Annotated in this window: 9 protein-coding genes; 6 read left to right on the top strand and 3 right to left on the bottom strand. The window is 62.2% G+C overall.

Translation table 11 applies throughout. The features are described 5' to 3' along the window. Positions 1 to 249 precede the first annotated feature (249 nt). The 6 genes from ABIA40_RS24030 (at position 250) to ABIA40_RS24055 (ending at position 12,795) form a co-directional block, all read left to right on the top strand. Complete coding sequence (locus ABIA40_RS24030) at positions 250 to 513, top strand: hypothetical protein (RefSeq protein ID WP_271538512.1); 264 nt, start codon at positions 250 to 252, stop codon at positions 511 to 513. Positions 514 to 1,746: 1,233 nt separating this feature from the next. Then, entirely contained in the window at positions 1,747 to 2,418 is a 672-nt protein-coding gene (locus ABIA40_RS24035) for a hypothetical protein (RefSeq protein ID WP_404543487.1), read from the top strand. A gap of 668 nt (positions 2,419 to 3,086) precedes the next feature. Further along, a complete protein-coding gene (locus ABIA40_RS24040) occupies positions 3,087 to 4,235 on the top strand; it encodes a helix-turn-helix transcriptional regulator (RefSeq protein ID WP_404543489.1) in 1,149 nt (382 codons plus the stop codon). A 16-nt stretch (positions 4,236 to 4,251) separates the two neighbouring features. Further along, positions 4,252 to 5,427, top strand: a complete 1,176-nt coding sequence (locus ABIA40_RS24045) for a helix-turn-helix transcriptional regulator (protein ID WP_404543490.1) — start codon at positions 4,252 to 4,254, stop codon at positions 5,425 to 5,427. 615 nt (positions 5,428 to 6,042) lie between these two features. Beyond that, entirely contained in the window at positions 6,043 to 12,075 is a 6,033-nt protein-coding gene (locus tag ABIA40_RS24050) for an FG-GAP-like repeat-containing protein (RefSeq protein WP_404543492.1), read from the top strand. A 264-nt stretch (positions 12,076 to 12,339) separates the two neighbouring features. Further along, positions 12,340 to 12,795, top strand: coding sequence for a YybH family protein (locus tag ABIA40_RS24055; protein WP_404543494.1), 456 nt, complete (start codon positions 12,340 to 12,342; stop codon positions 12,793 to 12,795). Between the two features lie 344 nt (positions 12,796 to 13,139). On the opposite strand, the gene ABIA40_RS24060 is transcribed toward ABIA40_RS24055, so the two are convergent. The 3 genes from ABIA40_RS24060 to ABIA40_RS24070 are packed head-to-tail and all read right to left on the bottom strand — an operon-like array spanning position 13,140 to position 20,102. Then, positions 13,140 to 14,501: an HlyD family type I secretion periplasmic adaptor subunit gene (locus ABIA40_RS24060; RefSeq protein WP_404543495.1), complete on the bottom strand. Its 1,362-nt coding sequence runs from the start codon at positions 14,499 to 14,501 to the stop codon at positions 13,140 to 13,142. A gap of 18 nt (positions 14,502 to 14,519) precedes the next feature. Next, entirely contained in the window at positions 14,520 to 16,340 is a 1,821-nt protein-coding gene (locus tag ABIA40_RS24065) for a type I secretion system permease/ATPase (RefSeq protein ID WP_404543497.1), read from the bottom strand. A 12-nt stretch (positions 16,341 to 16,352) separates the two neighbouring features. Next, entirely contained in the window at positions 16,353 to 20,102 is a 3,750-nt protein-coding gene (locus tag ABIA40_RS24070; protein WP_404543499.1) for a beta strand repeat-containing protein, read from the bottom strand. Between the last annotated feature and the right edge of the window lie 4 nt (positions 20,103 to 20,106).

A 20,106-nucleotide genomic window follows, 5' to 3' on the forward strand; every position in this document is an offset into this window, starting at 1 on the left:
GACCTCTGTCTGACCTCGTCACGGCCGGAGGTGATCATCGAACACTCTATATATATGACGACCACATATCTAAGAGACGTTCTCGCAGCCCAATGCATCAAGGCTCGTCGCGGTCGATCCGACGCGCCTCGGCGAGACCATGCGCTCCTGCAACCGGAAATTCGGCGTCAGCCGGCCTGCCCGTACCCTTGCAACCATCCGGAACCCGTCGCATTATCACCCATCGCATTTCATGAGGGATTCAATCCAATGAACTTCCGCGCCCTTATTCCAACCATTGCCCTGGCCGCTCTCGGCCTCACTTTGGCAGCATCCGCGACATCAGCCGCCGAGCTCGCGCTTGCCCCGTCACAGCGGGCAGCCGCCGTCCAGGGCGGGCTTGTGTTCTGGGACGACGTCTACCCGCCGGCGGTCTATGGCCCGCAGCTTCGCCCGGCCGAAGAAGTCGCAGCGATGAAGGCGCAGGCACGGCCGGTGTCCCAGCGCTGGTGGGGATATTGGTACGTGCGGTAAAGGCAACCGGAGCGACACGCTAAGCGCACCCAACCGTCCTCATCAACCGCCGCGCCCGAGCAAACGGCCGCGGCGGTTTTTGTTTGACTCACTCTCTTAGTGCTTTTGGGAGAGCGGCCGAACAAGCGTGGCCGACGGCGAACAGGGAAACTCGCGCCTCCGCCCGCCCATAGCCCAAGCTACGCCGACATTAAAAACGCCTGTCTAAAAGTGCAAAAAGCGCCGGCGATCAATTCCCTGCTTACAGGGAATTCTGCAGGGAAAAATGCCCGTCGCAGGGGCGCCAACGGGCGTAAAATCCGAAATGAGGGTTGAAATCGCAGGCATTGCGTCGCGGTGCATTGAAATCCTAACAGGGAAATTCCGTCGATGATCAGGGAATGTGCTCGCGTCAACACGACCACTATTTGGGCGCGACGCAAACGCCTGCGTAACTCAATCCGAACTGGCCATTGCTATTGTTCGTTGCGGGACCTCTCCCCAACGTGGCCGCCATGGTTCGCAAGCAACCCCATCCCCGTCGCATCGTGGTGCTGCCAATAGCCGGGCTCTCCGCGCCGCGCGGGTGCTAAGCCGACCAAGCGGGCAAAATCGCAATTGGGGGCGGACGCGATGTGTTTCAGCGTGATCGTGACCGGCCACGGGCTCGAAACAAGGAGCCAAATTGCTGGATATGCGGCCAACACGGCAGCGATTGCGATCAATGCCGTGATGGCCCTGCGCAGCCTAGCAGAGCGCAGCTTGGGGGTACGATCATGGCGCGCCGATACCGCACGGAAACGACGCTGCAAATTGCGCAGTCGCTGTTCAGGACCGGGACCGGGACGAATGGGATTGGGGTTGGGAAGCTGGGGCATGACATGATCAAAGTAACGTCACTGAAATCTTCTATCATGAACCAGGATCGCGCCCGACCTGCTCCGTCACGCCCGGCTCAGTGAGGGCGAATGGGCGCAACGGGACTGATCCTAGCGGCCGCAGCTGCGGCCAGTCTCCTGCACAACCTGATCGCGGCGTCAGTATTGCGGCCATAGAAGAACATGGTCGTGGACCGGCCCGCCAGGCTGGACGCTGCAAGTTTCGCGGCTTGGCTTCATTCCGCATCTAGCCTAGCATTGACTTGGTTTTAAGCGAAACCGCCTCGGCCCACGACCTTCATAGCGATGCGGACCTTATCGCGACGGCGATGTCGTTGGCCGATCGACTTGCTTTGTATGAGCCGCGGCACCTGCGATGCGCCTTCAAAACCTCAGTTTTGATGATTGGCTGGAGCACGCATTTGGACGCGAGGTTCGCTTTCAGCAAGCACCGTGGTACTTCGATCCCCAGCATGATTGGTGGGATCCGCCGGCGGCTGACGCCGTGTCTTATCTCACCCGACTGTTTGAAGACCCGGAGCCAGCGTTACAGGGATTTGCTGACAGCCAAATCGCGCAGGGCCTAACCTACCTCGTCAATACCAGTGCCGGCGGCGATAGCCGGTGGCTTTGTTCAACTGATGTTCCGGTCGAAGACCGTGTTCGCTGCGTCACGTCTGTCGCCGCGCTGTTTGCGAAATTGTTCGAGCCTCGTTGCGACCCTAGCCTGTCCCACCTGAGCGAAGCCGCCAGCAAAGCCCTAAACGGTGTTTGCTACATGTGGTGGGATGCGTTTCCGAGCCTGGCTCTTCCCGACGACCCCGCCCTCCCAACGCTCCACGATTGCGCGCTGCAAACCATGGACCGTATCCTTCAGCTTGAATCGATCGCCTGTCAGGAAAGCGCTCTACACGGCCTTGGGCACTGGCACCGCGACTACAGAGATAAAGTCAGCCAGATCATAGACTGCTTCTGCGAGGCGCATGCCGGGATCGACCCGCGCCTTTCGGCCTATGCCCAATCGGCTCGGTGCGGATGCGTCCTGTGATCCCGCGGCAGTGGCGGCATGGTTGCGTCCTGCATTGAGGACATCATCGAGACCTCGTATCAGCGAGTCGGCGGCGCCCGAACAGGGAACGGCCGTGAGTCCGAGCGTCGGAAGTGTCTATTGTCGCGCACCTACTCGAGGGTCCGAGTAATTAATCCACGGCGGCGACGTAGTCGATTATAAAGCTAAATTACTCAAGCGCCCGGAATTTCGCGCTGTGTAGCGAATTCCTCTTGCCGCTTGATTAAATTGGTTATTAAATATCTATTTAATTAGCGACTGAGCATCAACCGTTCCGACAACTCACAGCGGGTCACGCACGAGGCCTCGACGATGCACCGACCGTACGTTGCCGCCGTTCTGCAGAAGGCAAGCACGTTCCGTTCGAATGTGGTTCGCGTTTCTTAGCCAGATCGTTGCGTCCGGATCTTGGGGCCGCACAACTCGGAGGAGAGGGGTTATGGCAATCCAGATCGTAATGCACCAACGTGGCGACAGCCGTCGGAATTCGACCCCGGCGACATAGAGGAAGTGACGAATGCGGAGCAGCGGTTTTACGAGCTGACGAAATTGGTTGTCACTTTGCGCTGCTTCGACATGCTCGCGATTCTAAGCCAGATCGGCGCAAAAGTGCGGTTGCTCTTTTTTAAATTGATGATGGCCGGGGCATGTCTGTTTCCACCAGAGCTTTGCTTGAAACAGTCGATCAGATCTACCAGGCGGGCTGTGATCCTGCACACTGGCCGGAGGCGGTCGCGAGCTGCCACAGTCTGTTTCCAGGGACAGCCTTCAGTCTGTTCATCTGTATGGACGGCATTGGCCATCTTCCGCCGACAACGACAGCCGGCTGGGATCCGGACTCGATCAGGCAATACGTCGCGCACTATTATAAGCTGAACCCGTACAACGACCTGTTGCGATGCGTTGCGCCGGGACAGGTGGCGCGAGCGTCCCAGATGTTCGGCCGGCAATGGCTTGACCGGCAGCCCTTCTATCACGAATGGCTGAAACCGGCCGGCGACTATACGCACGGCGCCAACCTGACGTTCAAGCGATCGCCCGGCTCCTTGACGCGGCTCAGCTGCGATATCCCCGAGCGCCTGTCGCGTCTCGAAGCGCCCGCCGCGCAATTCTTGCACAGCGTCGGTCGGCACTTTGCGCGGGCGCTGGAAATGACCTCCCGCCTGCGCGCGGCGCGGGCTACCGAGGGGGGATTGCAAGGGCTGCTCGATCGAATCTCCGGGGCCGCGTTCTTGGTGCGCCCGCCGCGCAAGGTGGTGGCTGCCAATCGACGGGCCGTCGTTTTTCTCGAGCAACGTCGGCTCGTGCGCATGTCGCTGGCATCGGAGCTGACGTTCGTCGCGTGTCGGGCGGACGAAGCGTTTCATCGCGCGCTCCAGAGTGGTTTCGTGACGGCGAAGGCGCCGCCTCCGGCGAGCTTTATGGTGACGAATGGGGGCAACGGGCGCTATCAGGTTCTCGTGTTGCCGTTCAGGATCTCGAAGACGCTCGCGACTCTGGGCGCGGATCCAGGGTTTGCCCTCGTATTGATCAACGACCGGCGACGTGCGCCAAGTCCCCCGAGCGAGGTGCTCAAGAACCTCTATAGGCTGTCGCAAGCCGAAGCGAGTGTAGTCCTGAGTATCACCGAGGGTGACAGCCTGCAGACAACTGCCGATCGGCTTGGCATATGCCGCGCCACCGCGCGCAACCAGCTGGCAGCCGCGATGGCCAAGCTCGGTGTTCACCGGCAAGCGGAGCTGGTTGGCGTCGTGACGGCGCTGGCGCCATGTCTGGACCTCGGTCCGGACGAGTGACCGGAGGGGCGGCGCCATGCGTATCTTCTACGAGAAAGAGTTCCCCCGATTGCTAGATATGCTCTACGACTCGGCGCTCGATCCCGAACGATGGCAGGCGTTCCTCAATGCGCTGCCGGGCCCCTTTGGCGGCGCGCGCGGCATCTTGCATTTCTATGATGTGGCTACGGCAACCACACCTGTATTCCGACATTTCGGCGACGATCCCGGACTCAACTCGTCTTATGCCAAGCATTTCCACAGCATCAATCCGTATCCACCGGCACGCCTCGAAACCATCCCTGTCGGCAAGGTAATTTACGCAAGCGATCTTCTTGACCCTGAGATCGCTGAACGCACCGAGTTTTACGCCGATTTCATGAGACCGCAGGGCATCACCACCGATCATCTGGGTGTATCGCTCCACAATGACGGTTATGGCGTGACGCTGCTAAGCATCGCTCCGCACGAGTCCGTGTACCGCAGCAACAGAGAGACCTACAGACGTCAATTGGCGCTGCTGGTGCCGCACCTGATGCGCGCCATCGAGATCAATCGCGTTACGACGGCTGCGCGCACAGCCCAGCGAGCGCTCGGAACCGGTCTTGATGCGCTGAGGCTGGCCGCGTTCCTGGTTGATGGGACCGGGCGGCTCCTGCTCGCCAATCAAAAGGCGGAAGACCTGTTACGGCGAGACAGCGTGCTATGCACCGATCGCTCCAAGCGGCTGCGCGCCGCCAATTGCGCCGACAACGCTGCATTCGAGGTCGCCATGATGCGCGCCTTGCGCCCGCCGACGGCGCTCGCAACCCAGCCCGTGCGTTTGACCTCAAGCGCCTCCGGACGGGCGTTCGTTGCCTGGGCCGTGCCCATGCGGTCGGAGCAGCCAAACGGACCGAACCATCGCTCGGAATTCATGCTCGGTCTCCGCGCCGAGGCGACCGCGCTTGTGCTGGTTGTCGCGGCCGAGTGTGCGTTATCTATTCCCCCAGAGGCGATCCAGGCGGCATTCAAATTGTCCGCCGCCGAGGCGCGGCTCGTCAGCGCGCTGATCGCGGGCCGGACGCTGGCGGAGTATGCGCGCGCCAGCGGCCACTCGCGCAACACCGTGCGCAACCAGCTCGCATCAGCGCTCGAGAAGACCGACACGCGGCGGCAAGCCGAGCTCGTGACCGCGATCGTCGGAACGCTGGGCATATTCGGATCTCGGTGAGACGCCGGCGACGCATCTGGACCTGGAGCCGAACGAGTGATGAGAACGTGCGATGCGCAACCGCCACGAGCCAGAGTTTACGGCAACCGAGGCGATCTACGACGCTGCTCCCTTTCCCAGCTCGCTGGCCTGCAGCGCTTCCAAAGGAGCCGGCCGAGAAGCTCGGAATCGCGAACGAGACCGTACGAAATGTGCTCAAGCGAGTGTTCTCCACGGTTCGCGGACTTGTGGCGTTTCGCGTCATGCTGAGTAACCGGGGCAGTTGGCCTGGTGATTTCACGGGACCTTGTGCCTGTTGATCGTCGTGGTTCGTCCCGACGTTCAATCGCGGTTGCCCCTTCCAAGCAAACCTCTGGGACATCGAGATCGGAAGGGTATGCGGGATTTACAGGGTTACGCGATCCTCGCTAGACCCACTTGGGCTACGGCAGTCCGTCGCAACGTCGCTAGGGTGGAGCAGAGGCTTAGCGACAGCAAGCATCCCCTACCTCGAACGAGGTACATGGCGATTGGTACATTTGCATCATTCGCGCCGCTCGCAGCCTGTTCAGAATTCGAGCGCCCAGGCGCTCAAGAAAAGAAGAAATAAGGCGCGGCCACGGAGGGGAGACGGCAATGACTATTCAGGCCATCGGATCTGAATTCCTCGTCAACGCCACGACGGCAAACAATCAGTCCCAGCCAATCATCACCGGCCTGGCCGACGGGCGTTTTGTCGTCGCGTGGGCTGATTTCAGTCAGACGGGCGGCGACACGTCCTCGTGGGCGGTGCGGGCGCAGGTGTTCAACGCCGATGGCACGCCGGCCGGCTCCGAGTTCCTGGTCAACACGACGACGGCAAGCGATCAGATCGAACCCACCATTACCGCCCTGGCCGACGGGCGTTTTGTCGTCGCGTGGACTGATGACAGTCCGACGAGCGGCGCTGCCGTGCGAGCGCAGGTCTTCAACGCCGACGGCACGCCGTCCGGGTCCGAGTTCCTGGTCAACACCGTGACGACTAGCCAGGTCAGGCCCGCCATAACCGCTCTGGCCGACGGGCGTTTCGTGATCGCGTGGGACGATTTCGACGTGGGCGAGTACGAAGTGCGGGCACAGATATTCAACGCCGATGGCACGCCGGCCGGCTCCGAGTTCCTGGTCAACACCACAACGGCAAGTAACCAAGTTGAGCCCGTAGTCACCGCCCTGGCCGACGGGCGTTTCGTCGTCGCGTGGATGGATGTCAGTGAGACGGGCGGCGACACGTCCTCGTGGGCGGTGCGGGCGCAGGTGTTCAACGCCGATGGCACGCCGGCCGGCTCCGAGTTCCTGGTCAACACCACGACGGCAAGCTTTCAGTACCTGCCAACCATCACCGCGTTGACCGACGGGCGCTTTGTCGTCGCGTGGACCGACGACAGCCGGACGGGCGGCGACACGTCCGGGCTCGCCGTGCGGGCGCAGATACTCAACGCCGATGGCGCGCGGTCCGGATTCGAGCTCCTGGTCAACAGCACGGCGGCAGGCAATCAGTCCGACCCAACCATCACCGCGTTGGCCGACGGGCATTTTGTGATCGCGTGGGCCGATGACAGCCAGACGAGCGGCGACACGTCCTCGTGGGCCGTGCGGGCGCAGGTGTTCGACGCCGATGGCGTGCCGTCCGGCTCCGAGTTGCTGGTCAACACCACAACGGCAGGTAACCAAGTTGAGCCGGCAATCACCGCCCTGCCCGATGGGCGTTTTGTCGTCACGTGGACTGATGCCAGCCAGACGGGCAGCGACACTTCCGGCAACGCCGTGCGCGCACAAATCTTCGAGGTCGTGCCCGACAACCAGGCACCAGCCATCACCTCGAACGGCGGCGGCGACACGGCGGGCGTCTCGGTTGCGGAAAACATGACGGCGGTCACGACGGTGACAGCCACCGACCCGGACGCCGGGCAGACCCTGACTTATGCGATCGCCGGTGGAGTGGATGCGAGCCTTTTCAACGTCGATCACAGCACGGGGGCACTTTCCTTCAACACTGCGCCGGACTTCGAGGCGCCGATCGACGCTGGCAACGATAACGTCTACGACGTCACGGTGCAAGTCTCCGACGGCAACGGTGGAACGGATACGCAGGCGATTGCCGTGACGGTCGGCAACGTCAATGAGGCGCCGACGTTCGTCGGCGATGGCATGACGACGACGACCATCGGTCCGGCTGATGACTTTGGTCGAGGCGTGGCCGTGCAGCCTGACGGGAAGATCTTGGTGGCTGGCAGTAGCTTCAACGGCACGGGTGTCGACTTCGCCGTGGTTCGCTATGACGTAGATGGCCGCCTTGACACGAGTTTTGGCAGTAATGGAAAGGTAGTCACCGATTTCGGCGGTGCCGATGACAATGGCTATAGTGTTGTCGTAGACCCTAACGGCAAAATTCTGGTTGCAGGCTATACCGGGTCGGGCGCGGACTCCGATTTTGCCATCGTGCGATTCAACGCCGACGGCAGTCTGGACACCGGTTTCGGCGACGGTGGCAAGGTCATTACAGATCTGCTGGTCGATGACTTTGGCCAGAGTGTTGCGCTGCAATCCGACGGAAGCATCGTCCTTTCAGGTTACAGCTTTAATGGCTCGAGCTTCGACTTCGCGATCGTGCGATACAGCGCGGATGGCAGTCTCGACACCACCTTCAATGGCGATGGAAGAGTTACCACGGCAGTCGCGTTTCACGACGCCAGCTACAGCGTCGCCTTGCAACCGGACGGCAAGATCATCGCCGCGGGCCATAGTTTTACCGGGAACGGGCCGAACGACTTCGCAATCGTTCGCTACAACCCGGACGGTAGTCTCGACACGAGCTTCGGTGGCGACGGCACGGTCACCACGGACTTTGGCGGTACCAATGACGTTGGTCAAAGCGTCGCCGTGCAGGCCAACGGCAAGATCGTAATTGCGGGCATTAGCCAAACGGGCCCGAATGCCGACATCGCCGTCGTGCGGTACAACGCCGACGGCAGCCTCGATACGTCGTTTGCCGGCGACGGCACGGTCAGGACTAGCGTTGTGCCGGGCAGCGACGTCGGGAGCAGCGTCGCGATCCAGCCCGACGGCAAGCTTCTGGTCGCAGGCAATAGCTTCAACGGATCGAACACGGATGTTACCCTTGTCCGCTACAATGTTGACGGCAGCCTCGATACGGCCTTTGGCATTGGCGGAGTGGTCACGACGCAGATGGACCTCGGCTCGGACGAAGGCTACAGCGTCAAATTGCAGCCCGACGGCAAGATCCTGATTGCGGGATATAGCAGCAACGGGTCGAATGCCGATTTCGCGCTCCTTCGCTACAACGCTGACGGCAGCCTCGACACCACTTTCGGCGCGCCCGACCTGCTGTCGATCTCGATTGCGGAAAATATCACGGCCGTGGCGACCCTCGCCGCAACCGATCCGGAGGCCGGGCCGGCCCTCACCTATACGATCACAGGCGGTGAAGACGCCAGCAAGTTCGTGATCAATGCCGATACTGGCGCGCTCTCTTTTGCCTCCGCCCCAAACTTCGAGGCACCCACCGACGCCGATGGCGACAACGTATACAGGGTGACCGTGCAGGTTTCCGACGGTAGTGGTGCAACGAATACGCAGGCAGTTGCAGTGACCGTGACCGATGTCGACGACATCGCGCCGACGGTCATGAGCGTCACGCGCAGCGACGATACGCCGACGAATGCGCAAACAGTGCACTACACCGTCACGTTCTCCGAGGCCGTGACCGGCGTGGATGCGAGCCAGTTTTCTCTGACGACGACTGGCGCCGTGATCGGCGCCAGCATTGCCAGCGTGACGCCCGTCACGGGCAGCGATGGCGCACAATACGTAGTGACCGTCGATACGGGCTCTGGTGATGGCACGGTGGCACTCGGTGTCACCGGCGCGGAGGTGCGCGACCTCGCCGGCAATCCCCTGGCGGGAGGCGCCTTCCAGGTCATTTCGTCCATCTCAGGGATCGCTGGGCATGTCGCGAGCGGTGACTTGAGCGGCGATGGCAAGCAAGATCTCGTGTCCGAATCCTCCTCGGGCGAGATTTCGGTCATGTTAGGCAATGGTGACGGCACCTTCCAGGGGCCGGTGAACTACGCTGCAGGCCACGATCTCAACGGCGTTTCGATCGCCGATGTCGATAACGACGGCCTGCTCGATCTCGCTATATCGAACGCAGGCGCCAACGGAGCCATTGCCGTACTCCTGGGCAATGGCGACGGAACATTCCAATCGGCGATTTCGTCCCCGACTAACCGCGCCCACTCATCGGATTCCGCGCTGGCGGACCTCAATGGAGACGGTCGACTCGACGTTCTCGTTGCGAACACCGGCGAGAATGGCGGCGTTTCCGTGCTCCTTGGAAACGGAGACGGTAGTTTCAGTCTCTCTACCGTGCTGGCCTCGAACGCGGATCCACTCGGCGTTGCGGCCGCCGATCTCAATGGCGACGGCATCGAAGATGTCGCCTTCTCAAACGTTCCAGGGGCATTCGGCATTCAAATCTACCTCGGGACCGGAGCTGGCACGTTCACGGCGGCTCCCAATGTTCCCGCCTCCACACACACAGCTTCCGTCGCGCTCGAGGACCTCGACGGCGATGCCGATACGGACTTGGTGTTCAGTAGCTACGACGGAACCGTATCGGTGGCGTTAGGAAATGGCGATGGAAGTTTCCGGGCGCCGTTCTCCTATACACTCGGCATAGCAAGTGACGGTGTTGCACCTGGCACCGTGACACTCGCCAATGTCAATGGCGATACCGCATTGGATCTTGTGTACGCCAACCCGTTGTTGAATTCCGTTTCGGTTCTGTTCGGCAATGGTGATGGTACGTTCCAGAGCCAACAGCTATTTGCGACTGCCGGGACCCAACCCGGCTGGGCAGCAGTCGGCGACTTCACCGGTGATGGGCGGCTAGATATTGCAGTCGCAAACTTCGGCTCGAATTCGATCTCCATTCTGCAAGCCAGCCCGCCGACCATTGTGGGGGATGCCTATGTCATCGACAAGAATGATACGCCAGCCATAACCTCCGATGGCGGGGGGGCGGCGGCAGGTATTGCGATCGCCGAGAATACGACGGCAGTCACGACTGTGACCGCCGCCGATCCTGACACGGGACAGACGCTCACCTATACGATCGCTGGCGGATCAGACGCGAACCTCTTCGCGATTGATGCCAACACTGGCGTGCTGTCTTTCAACGCCGCACCTGACTTTGAGACGCCAATCGACGTCGACGCGAACAACGTCTACGACGTCATCGTCCAGGTCTCCGACGGCAATGGCGGCACCGATACGCAAGCCATTGCGGCTACGGTCCAGAATGTGGCCGGCATATCCCTGATCGGCAACGGTGCCGCCAATACTCTGAACGGGACCGGTGAGGAAGATACGCTCAGCGGCCAGGGCGGCGGTGATACGCTGCTGGGGCTCGCGGGCAATGACGCGCTTGATGGCGGCGCTGGTGGCGACCTGCTCGATGGCGGTACGGGCAACGACAGGATGGCCGGCGGCGCGGGTAACGACGCTTACGTCGTGGACAGTTCTGAGGACGTCGTCGTCGAGAATACCAGCGAAGGGACCGACACGATCCGGACGGCACTCGCCGTATTCACGCTTTCCGGAATCGCCAATGTCGAGAATCTCACATTCGTCGGCACCGACCATTTCGCAGGTACCGGCAACGCGCTGGCCAATATTATCACGGGCGGCGCCGACAATGACACGCTCGATGGCGCAGGAGGCGTCGACCGGCTGGTCGGCCTGGCCGGCAACGACACCTATCTTGTCGACAACTCGTCGGACGTAATCGTGGAAGCCGCGAATGCTGGCACGGACACCGTCGTGGCGACCAGCACGACCTATTCTTTGTCCGCAGATATCGAGAACCTGGCCTATGGCGGCACCGGCAGCTTCAATGGTACCGGTAACGGTTTGGCCAACACGATCACCGGCGGCAGCGGTGCTGACACGCTGTCTGGCGCTGGCGGCAACGACACGATCATTGGCGCCGGTGGGAATGACACGATCAGCGGAGGAGCGGGCGATGACATGTTCGTTGCCACGGCAGGCGATGGCAATGATAACTATACCGGCAATGGCGGGAACGACACCTACAGCCTCGCCGGACTCAGCGCCGATGCAGTCATCAACCTGACTGCAGGGACGGCAACGAGCAGCGAGATCGGCACCGATAGTCTGACATCCGTTGAGAACGTGGTGGGGGGCTCCGGCCAAGACACGATCACGGCCAGCAATGCGAGGAGCGAGCTTTTTGGCGGAGCAGGCAACGACACATTCACATTCGCGAGCACCGCGGCCGCAGGTTTTGGCACCAATCGAGATCTGATAATCGATTTTACGGCGGCAGCAGATCGCATCGATGTCGGTGGGATCGACGCAAACGGAGGCCAAGCTGGCAATCCCGAGTTCGTGTTTGTTGGCGAAATCACCAACGTGGTCGGCGGCGTGGGCCAACTCGGGCGTGGCCAACTCGGCTACCACTATGAGACCGACGCAACCGGCACCGAGCATACCATCGTGGAGGGGAGTGTCGACTCTGACCCGAGCGCGGAATTCCAGATCGACCTGGTCGGCCGGCACACGCTCTCGGTAAGTGACTTCGTACTCTGACGTGCGCCGTTGTCGTTCGTGGCTAAAGAAAACGAAGGGGGTCTCCTAGAAACGGGAACGGGCTTGGTAGTTATTGGCCGAGAGCCTTTGCCGATCATCGATGAACAACAAGGATGTCGGCGGCAGCGTGTACGAAGAGGAACTGGTCAGTACTTGCCCATCCCAAACCCGCGACCGCGCGATCGATGTTGCTAAGGAGGACGGAGGCCGGCCTCGTCTCCATCCCCTATTCGAGGGAGGCATCAACAGTAGGGAGTAACACTCATGCGCATATTGGGAGCTGTATGTCTTTCACTGTTGCTATCAACGATCCCTGCGACTGCATCAGATCACAATCTCAAGGATGAATTCCGCAGGTTGACGACAGCGTACGAGCAGCACTTCAACAAGAAGGATGCTGCAGGGATCACGTCGCTTTTCACCAAGAACTACCTGCGAGTGACCCAGAATGGGATTGAGCCGGATAACACCAAATATTATGAAGGCGCGTTCAAGAGAGGGGCGGATCATCTGGCAATCACGACCAACGCTATTCAGCCTTTATCAGAGAACATGGTCATCCGCACCGGCGAAGCGCACGTCACCGGCAAGACCGAGAAGGGTGATCCTATTAACTTGAATATTGTCTGGACGACCCTTGATGTTCGTGAGAACGGGCAATGGAAGATCCGTATGCTGACATCGGTTCCTAAGCCGCAGCCGCCACAAGCAGCAAGGTAACTCGAGGAGAACTTGGGAGCGCGCGATCAAAGCGGCGGTGGGTAACCAACACCGCCGTTTTGCAATTAGCACTTGATATGCTTGCAGGAAGCGACTTTAGGAAAGCCCCAAGCAGCCGTTGAACAAGGTCCAAGGCGAAGCGGGAGGGCGCGTCGCGCGTAAGGTCAGTGACGCCTTTACCCTTACAGCCCAGAGCCTCGGCCCCCCGCATCAACCTGAACGCGGCGTCAGTATACGCAACCGAAAGCTTTCGGCGAGAGCGAAGTGGCGCCGTTTAGCAAGCCTTAGACGAAAGGCTTGAGCTCACCGTCCCTGCGCTCAGCATCAAGTCCAAAATGCTCGCTTCAGGTTTCGCGGAACGCGCGGGAGAAGCTGTCGAGGACAGGTTTCATGATGTACTCGAAAAACGTACGCTCTCCGGTCTTGATGTAAACGTCCGCGGGCATCCCAGGCGTCGGGATGAATTCAGGCATTCGCCTGAGAATATCGTCCTGGTCCAGGCGCAGCCGAACAACATAGAATTCCCGACGCGTGTCGCCGTCGGGACGGGCTTCGGTCTTTCCCTGCACTTGCTCCGCCAAGGCGTCCGCTGACACGTAGATGACGCTCGCCCCGACCATGGGCGTGATGCGCTGGTTGAGCGCCGACAGCCGCACCAGCGCCTCCTGGCCGACACTCACGTGCGAAATGTCCTTGGGATTCACATGTGCCTCGATGATGCGCTCCTCGCCAATCGGCAGGAGCTCAAGGATCACGACACCAGGAGAGACCACGCCGCCCGGTGTATGAAAATTGTTCTTCACCACGATACCTCGGACCGGCGACCGGACATCGACCCGATCGACCACATCCTGAGCGGCGCGAATCTGCTCCTCTCCGTCGTCCAGATCCGCCTCGGTCTCGCGCAGCTCCTTGATCGCGTCGCGGAGCGTCGTGGCGTGGAGCTGCGCTATTCTTTCGTTCGCCTGAGCGATCCGCTCCTTCGCATCGGCGATGCGGCCGAGATATTCGCCGAGGTCACCCCCGAGACTCGCCTCTGAGCGTCGCAACGCCAGTACATCCGACTTGCGGACCAGCTGTTGGCCAAGAAGCGAATTCTTGTCCTTCAGCTCTTCGGCGAACAAGGCAATACGCTCTTTGGTGGACTGAACTTGCGCCTGATATCCGCGGATGCTTTCCTCCAGCGCAGCGATCTGCTTCACAAGTACGCTTTCCTCGGTCACCAGACTAGCCCGGCGTGCCTGAAGCTCGGCACGTTGCCGCTCAAGAATCGCTTTGATTTCTGGATCACGTGCACTCTCGCTGAATGCGGCCGGAGTTTTGATAGTATCCGAAGAGCTCATTTCAGCTTCTAGACGCGCCTTCATGGCGAGCAGTCGATACTTCTTCAAAACCAGCCGTCTCAGCTTGGCATTGGCAGCGGTGTCGTCCATGCGAACGAGGACCTGGTTGGCCTCGACGACATCCCCGTCCTTAACCGCAATCTCGCGGATGATGCCGCCCTCGAAGTGCTGGACTAGCTTGTTTTGCCCGGTAGCCACAAACGTGCCCGAGGCCACGACCGCACTGTTGAGGGGGGCAACTGCGGCCCAAATGCCGAAACACCCGAGCCAAACAACCAGGATGGCAAGGCCGGTAAAGATGGGCCATTTGGCGCTCAGCGGAACGCCGCGGTACCACTCACCGATGTCGTCCTTTACCCTCATGCTATCCTCCCGCGCTGGTCACCCGCCCGAGGATTCGACGCGCTGCGGCTGCTCCGGCGCATCTCCGCCGACCGTGGCGGGCGACCGAACCAAGCGATGCAACACCTCGCTCGGAGAGCCGAACGCTTCCGCGCGTCCGGCCCGCAGTATGAGCACCTTGTCAACACTGTTCAGGAGCGCCGGGCGCAGGGTTACAACGACCGCGGTGACCCCCCGCCTCTTGGCGCGCTGCAGGGTCTCGGTCAAAGCCTGCTCGCCCGCCGCATCGAGATTCGAGTTGGGCTCGTCGAGCACGACAAGCGACGGATTGCCGAAGAAAGCCCGGGCGAGCGCGATGCGCTGCTTCTGTCCTCCCGAGAGCGGCCCGCCACTGCGGTCGAGCACGGTCTCGTATCCTTGCTTCAACTGGCAGACCATGTCGTGAATGCCCGACAACATCGCCGCCTCATAGATGCTCTCGTCGGGCAAATCGTCGCGCATGCGGCAGATGTTCTGCTTGATGGTACCGGGAAATAGCTCGACCTCCTGGGGCAAGTAGCCGGTATATTCCCCGAACTGGCGGCGATCCCAGTTGCGCAGCTCTGTTCCGTCCAGCCTGACCTTTCCGGCTGTCGGCACCAGACATCCCACCAGAATGCGCGCGAGAGTCGACTTGCCCGATCCGGACGGTCCGACAATGGCCAAAGACTCTCCGGGCGCGAGCTCGAGCGACACACCATTGAGTACCGGCTCCTTCGAGCCGGGCGGAAGATACAAGACCCGATCAACGCTCAGGCGCCCTTGCGGTCTTGGCAAGCGCAGCTTGGGCGTCTCGCGCTGGAATGACTCGACCGCCTGCTTGACGTGGGCATAGGCCGATCGCGCCTGCACGCAGCTGCGCCATCCCTCGATCAAACCTTCGAGCGGCTGCAGGGCGCGGCCGGCAATAATCGAAGCCGCGATCATCATGCCCGCGGTGATCTCGGCGTGGAGGGCCAGATAGGCGCCAGTACCTAGGATCGTGATCTGGGCCACGAGCCGGACGAACTTCGACGCGCCGCTGATCCAGAAATTCCGGTCAAGGGCCTGGCTCTGCACCGTCAGCGCCGGCGCCTGCCGGCGCCCCCAGTGTAGAATGCTTTCGCTCAGCATTCCCATCGCATTGATCACTTGCGAATTTCGCGCCAGCGACTCGGCCGCTGCATCGGCCTCGGCGGCATGCAGCCCTGCCTCGCTCAGACGCTCCGAAGTCGCTTTCTGGTTGATCAGCGCAATCAGTGTGAGGACCAAGCCCGATACCACTGCGATCCAGCCCAGATGTCGATGAACGAGGAATATGACTGCGAAGTAGAGGGGCGAGAGTGGCGCGTCCATCAGCAGAAGCATGATAGGGCTCGAGATGAAACCCCGCACCTGGTGAAGGCTGCGGATCGCCTGGATCGTTCCGCCCTCGCCAGCCCTGGCGTTGTTGATGCTGCTCGCCAACACTGCGCCGCCGAGCACCGCCTCCATCTTGGTCGCAAGACGCCCCAGCACCTGCCGGCGCAGAATGTCCACGATCGAGAGGATACCGATGAACGCCAGCGCGAGAGCAGAGAGCATCAGCAGTGTCTCGAGACTACGGCTCGTCAGCACGCGATCGGATATTTGAAACAGGTAAATCGGCAAGGTGAGCATCAGCAAATTCACAACGACCGAAAATGCCGCGACTGCTATCAGGTTGGTGCGCGCAACCGAACGCCAGGCGGCCAGCGCGTTGACAGGTCCGACATAGTCGCGGGCCTCGCCGTTGGGTGTGACGCGAAGTTGAGCTCTGGAGTGGGTGCGCTGCGGATCGTCCAGTGTCTCGACAGCTGCCATGTTTGCCTCCCACTAGAGGATGGCATCGTGAGTTCCAACGTGATCGATCGGAGTACTATCCACGATGTCGGGAGGCGGCGGCGCGGAGTTTTGGACATCGGCAGGCACCGGCGCCGAATTGTCTTGAGCCGAGACGACGTCTGGCTGAGACACGGCGGTCTGGGAGGGCGCAATGTCGCTGCTGAGCGTGACGCCATAGTCAGTATACTGGGTTCCGCTGAACAGCGAATCCGCTGGCGGCGGTGGCGCATCGTTCAACGCGATCACATCGCCCGGGGCAGTGGTCGTTGCCACGGCATTCGATGTGTTGGTCACGACGTTCTCCGGGGCAGTGGTCGCGGATTGCGAACTGTCGATCGGTGCGTCAGCTGTGCTGGCGAGCGCAAGAAGGGTGTCGGCCGATCCAGACGTTTGAGCGCTGCCAGTGTCCGGCGCGGCCGGCTCTACCGACTCGGTCGTGGGGTTGCTGAGCGAGTCTCCGGCGCTGGTGAGCACTGGCTCGCTCGCGTCCGCGACCGGCGCCGCACTCGCAAGAGCATCGCCCGCCACACCGCCCATGTCGACCGGATGCGCCACGTCGCTCGTCGGATTGGTCAGAGCGGCAGCTGTTGTGGTGAGCACCGGCTCGCTCGTGTCAGCGACCGGTGCCGTACTCACTACAGCATCGCCAGCCACACTGCCCGTGTCGGCCGGTTGCGTCACGTCGCTTGGCGGATCGGTCGCAGCCCCAGCCGTTGTGGCGAGCACCGGCTCGCCTGTGTCAGCGACCGGCGCCGCACTCGCAAGAGAATCGCCCGCCACACTGCCCGTGTCGACCGGATGCGACACGTCGCTGGTCGGATTGGTCAGAGCGGCAGCCGTTGTGGTGAGCACGGGCTCGCCCGTGTCAGCGACCGGCGCGGTACTCACCACAGCATCGCCAGCCACACTGCCCGTATCGGCCGGTTGCGCCAGGTCGCTCGGCTCATCGGTCAGCGCAGCAGCCGTTGTGGCGAGCATCGGCTCGCCCGCGTCAGCAACGGCCGCGAGAGAATCTCCCGCCACACTGCCTGTGTCGACTGGATGCGAGACGTCGCTGGTCGGATTGGTCAGAGCGGCGGCTGTTGTGGTGAGCACCGGCTCGCTCGTGTCAGCGATGGGCGACGCACTCGCAGTCACACTGCCCGTGTCGGCCGGTTGCGACACGTCGCTCGTCGCATTGGTCAGAACCGCAGCCGTTGTGATGAGCATGGGCTCGCTCGTGTCAGCGACCGGAGCCATACTCGCCAGAGCGTCGCCAGCCATACTCGCAGTGTCGCCCGGATGCGAGAGCTCGCTCGGCGGATCGGTCGGAGCAGCAGCAGTTGTGGTGAGCACCGGGGCGCTCGTGTCAGCGACTGGCGCCGCACTCGCCAAAGCATCGCCAGCCACATCGGTGGGCTGTGATACATCACCAGGTGCTCCGTTGCCCGTAGCCACTACCAAGTCCACGATCTCAAGGGCTGGTGCTGAACTAGCAAGGGTGTGAGCTCCCATGCTGTCCGATGCGACCGTTTGCGGCAGCGCGGTGGACTGACTGTCTGGACCCGTCGGCCCAACTACCTCGTTGCTCAGCGTGCTCACGGTGTCGGCGACGGCCGTGAGCGTCGGCGGCACCGCATCGAACGACGCGATTGTGCCGGCGACGTCGTTGGGCGGCGTGCTGACGGTGTCGGTCACCGTCGTGAGCGCCGGCGGCACCGCCGCTTCGACCGCCGCAATCGTTCCAACCACGTCGTTGGACAGCGGGGCCGCGGTGTCGGCCAGGCTCGTGAGCGTCGACGGCACTGCCTCGGCCGGAGCGATTGCGCCGGCCACGTCATTGGCCAGCGTGCTGACGGTGTCGGTCGTCGTCGCGAGCGCCGGCGGCATCGCCGCTTCGACCGGTGCAATCGTTCCAACCACGTCGCTGCCCGCGGTGTCGATCGCCATTACAAGTGCCGGCGGCACCGCCGCCTCGACCGCCGCAATCGTACCAACCACGTCGTTCGGCAGCGTGCCCGCGGTGTCGGCCAAGGTCGGGAGCGTCGGCTGCACCGCCTCGGCCGCCGCGATTGCGCCGGCCACGTCGTTGCGTAGCGTGCCCACGGGATCGGTCGCAGTGGCGGATGCCGGCATCACAGTCGCCTCGTCTGGTGCAATCGTTCCAACCAGGTCATCGGGCAGCGTGCCCACGGTGTCCGCCAACGCCGTGAGCGTCGGCTGCACCGCCTCAAGCGGCGCGATCGCGCCGACCACGTCGTTGGGCAGCGTGCCCACGGTGTCGGTCGCCGTGGCGAGTGCCGGCATCACCGCCGCTTCGACTGACGCAATCGTAGCAACCATGCCGTCGGGCAGCATGCCCACGGTGTCCGCCAACGTCGTGAGCGTCGGCGGCACCGCATCGACCGGCGCGATTGCGCCGGCGACATCGTTGGGCGGCGCGCTGACTGCGTCGGTCACCGTCGTGAGCGCCGGCGGCACCGCCGCTTCGACCGCCGCAATCGTTCCAACCACGTCGTCGGGCAGCGGGCCCGCGGTGTCGGCCAGGCTCGTGAGCGTCGGCGGCACCGGCTCGACCGGAGCGATTGCGCCGGCCAGGTCGTTGGCCAGCGTGCTGACGGTGTCGGTCGTCGTCGCGAGTGCCGGCGGCATCGCCACTTGGACCGGTGCAATCGTTCCAACCACGTCGCTTCCCGCGGTGTCGGCCGCCATTACAAGTGCCGGCGGCACCGCCGCCTCGGCCGCCGCAATCGTACCAACCACGTCGTTCGGCAGCGTGCCTACGGTGTCCGCCAACGTCATGAGCGTCGGCTGCACCGCCTCAAGCGGCGCGATCGCGCCGACCACGTTGTTGGGCAGCGTGCTGACGGTGTCGGTCATCGTCGCGAGTGCCGGCGGCACCGCCGCTTCAACCGCCGCGATCGTTCCAACCACGTCGTCGGACAGCGTGCCCGCGGTGTCGGCCAGGATCGTGAGCGTCGGCTGCGCCGTCACCTGGAGCGACGCGATCGCGCAGACCTCGCCATCCGATAGCGTGCTGACGGTGTCGCTCGTCGTGAGCGCCGGCGGCACCATCGCCTCGACCGGCGCAATCCCTACCACCACGTCATTGCTCAGATCGCCGACCATTCCAAGCAGGGGAACGGAGCCGCCGATCGACGGGCTAGACGAGCCGCAAAGCAAATCAGACCGAACGGATTCGAACGTTGACACACCGGGCAATTGAGTGCTTCCGACGTCGGACCCTGCTGACGGCGAGTTCACGCAACTCAAGCTACTAACGTCGGCTGAGGTGCGAGCATGGTGCTTGCATGAATCGGTCTCTTCGCTACCTCCGCCCTCACCCCCATAGTTCGCAGCAGCGACTGCGTCGCCACGAGCGGTGCTTGGTCTGGGCGTATGCTCATGCGGCTCCGCCGGGAGGCCGGTCGGATCGAGCTGAGCCACATGCGTCTCTGACGAAGCGGCCGGCCCTTTGGACGTCTCATCCTCCGCGCCCGGTTTCGCGGGATCGCTCGCAGGCAGCTCGTCGTTCGTCCGTTGCGGCTCCGCACCTGCCTGAGCGGCTGTCGCATCTTCTTGCTCGGCCAGCGCTGATTTGAACCAGGCAGCAAGAAACTCTTCGCAGGCAATCAGCGGGGCAATGAAGAACGACCACGTCAAGAAGCTGAAAGAGCCGGATCGCTTGTCGGCATGTTGCACTCCGGCTTCGAAAATCTTCCGCTCTTGTTCGAACAGTTCGCGCTTTTCTACCTGCTGCATGACC

It is taken from the genome of Bradyrhizobium sp. USDA 223, assembly GCF_044909005.1.
Classification (GTDB): Bacteria; Pseudomonadota; Alphaproteobacteria; order Rhizobiales; family Xanthobacteraceae; genus Bradyrhizobium; species Bradyrhizobium yuanmingense.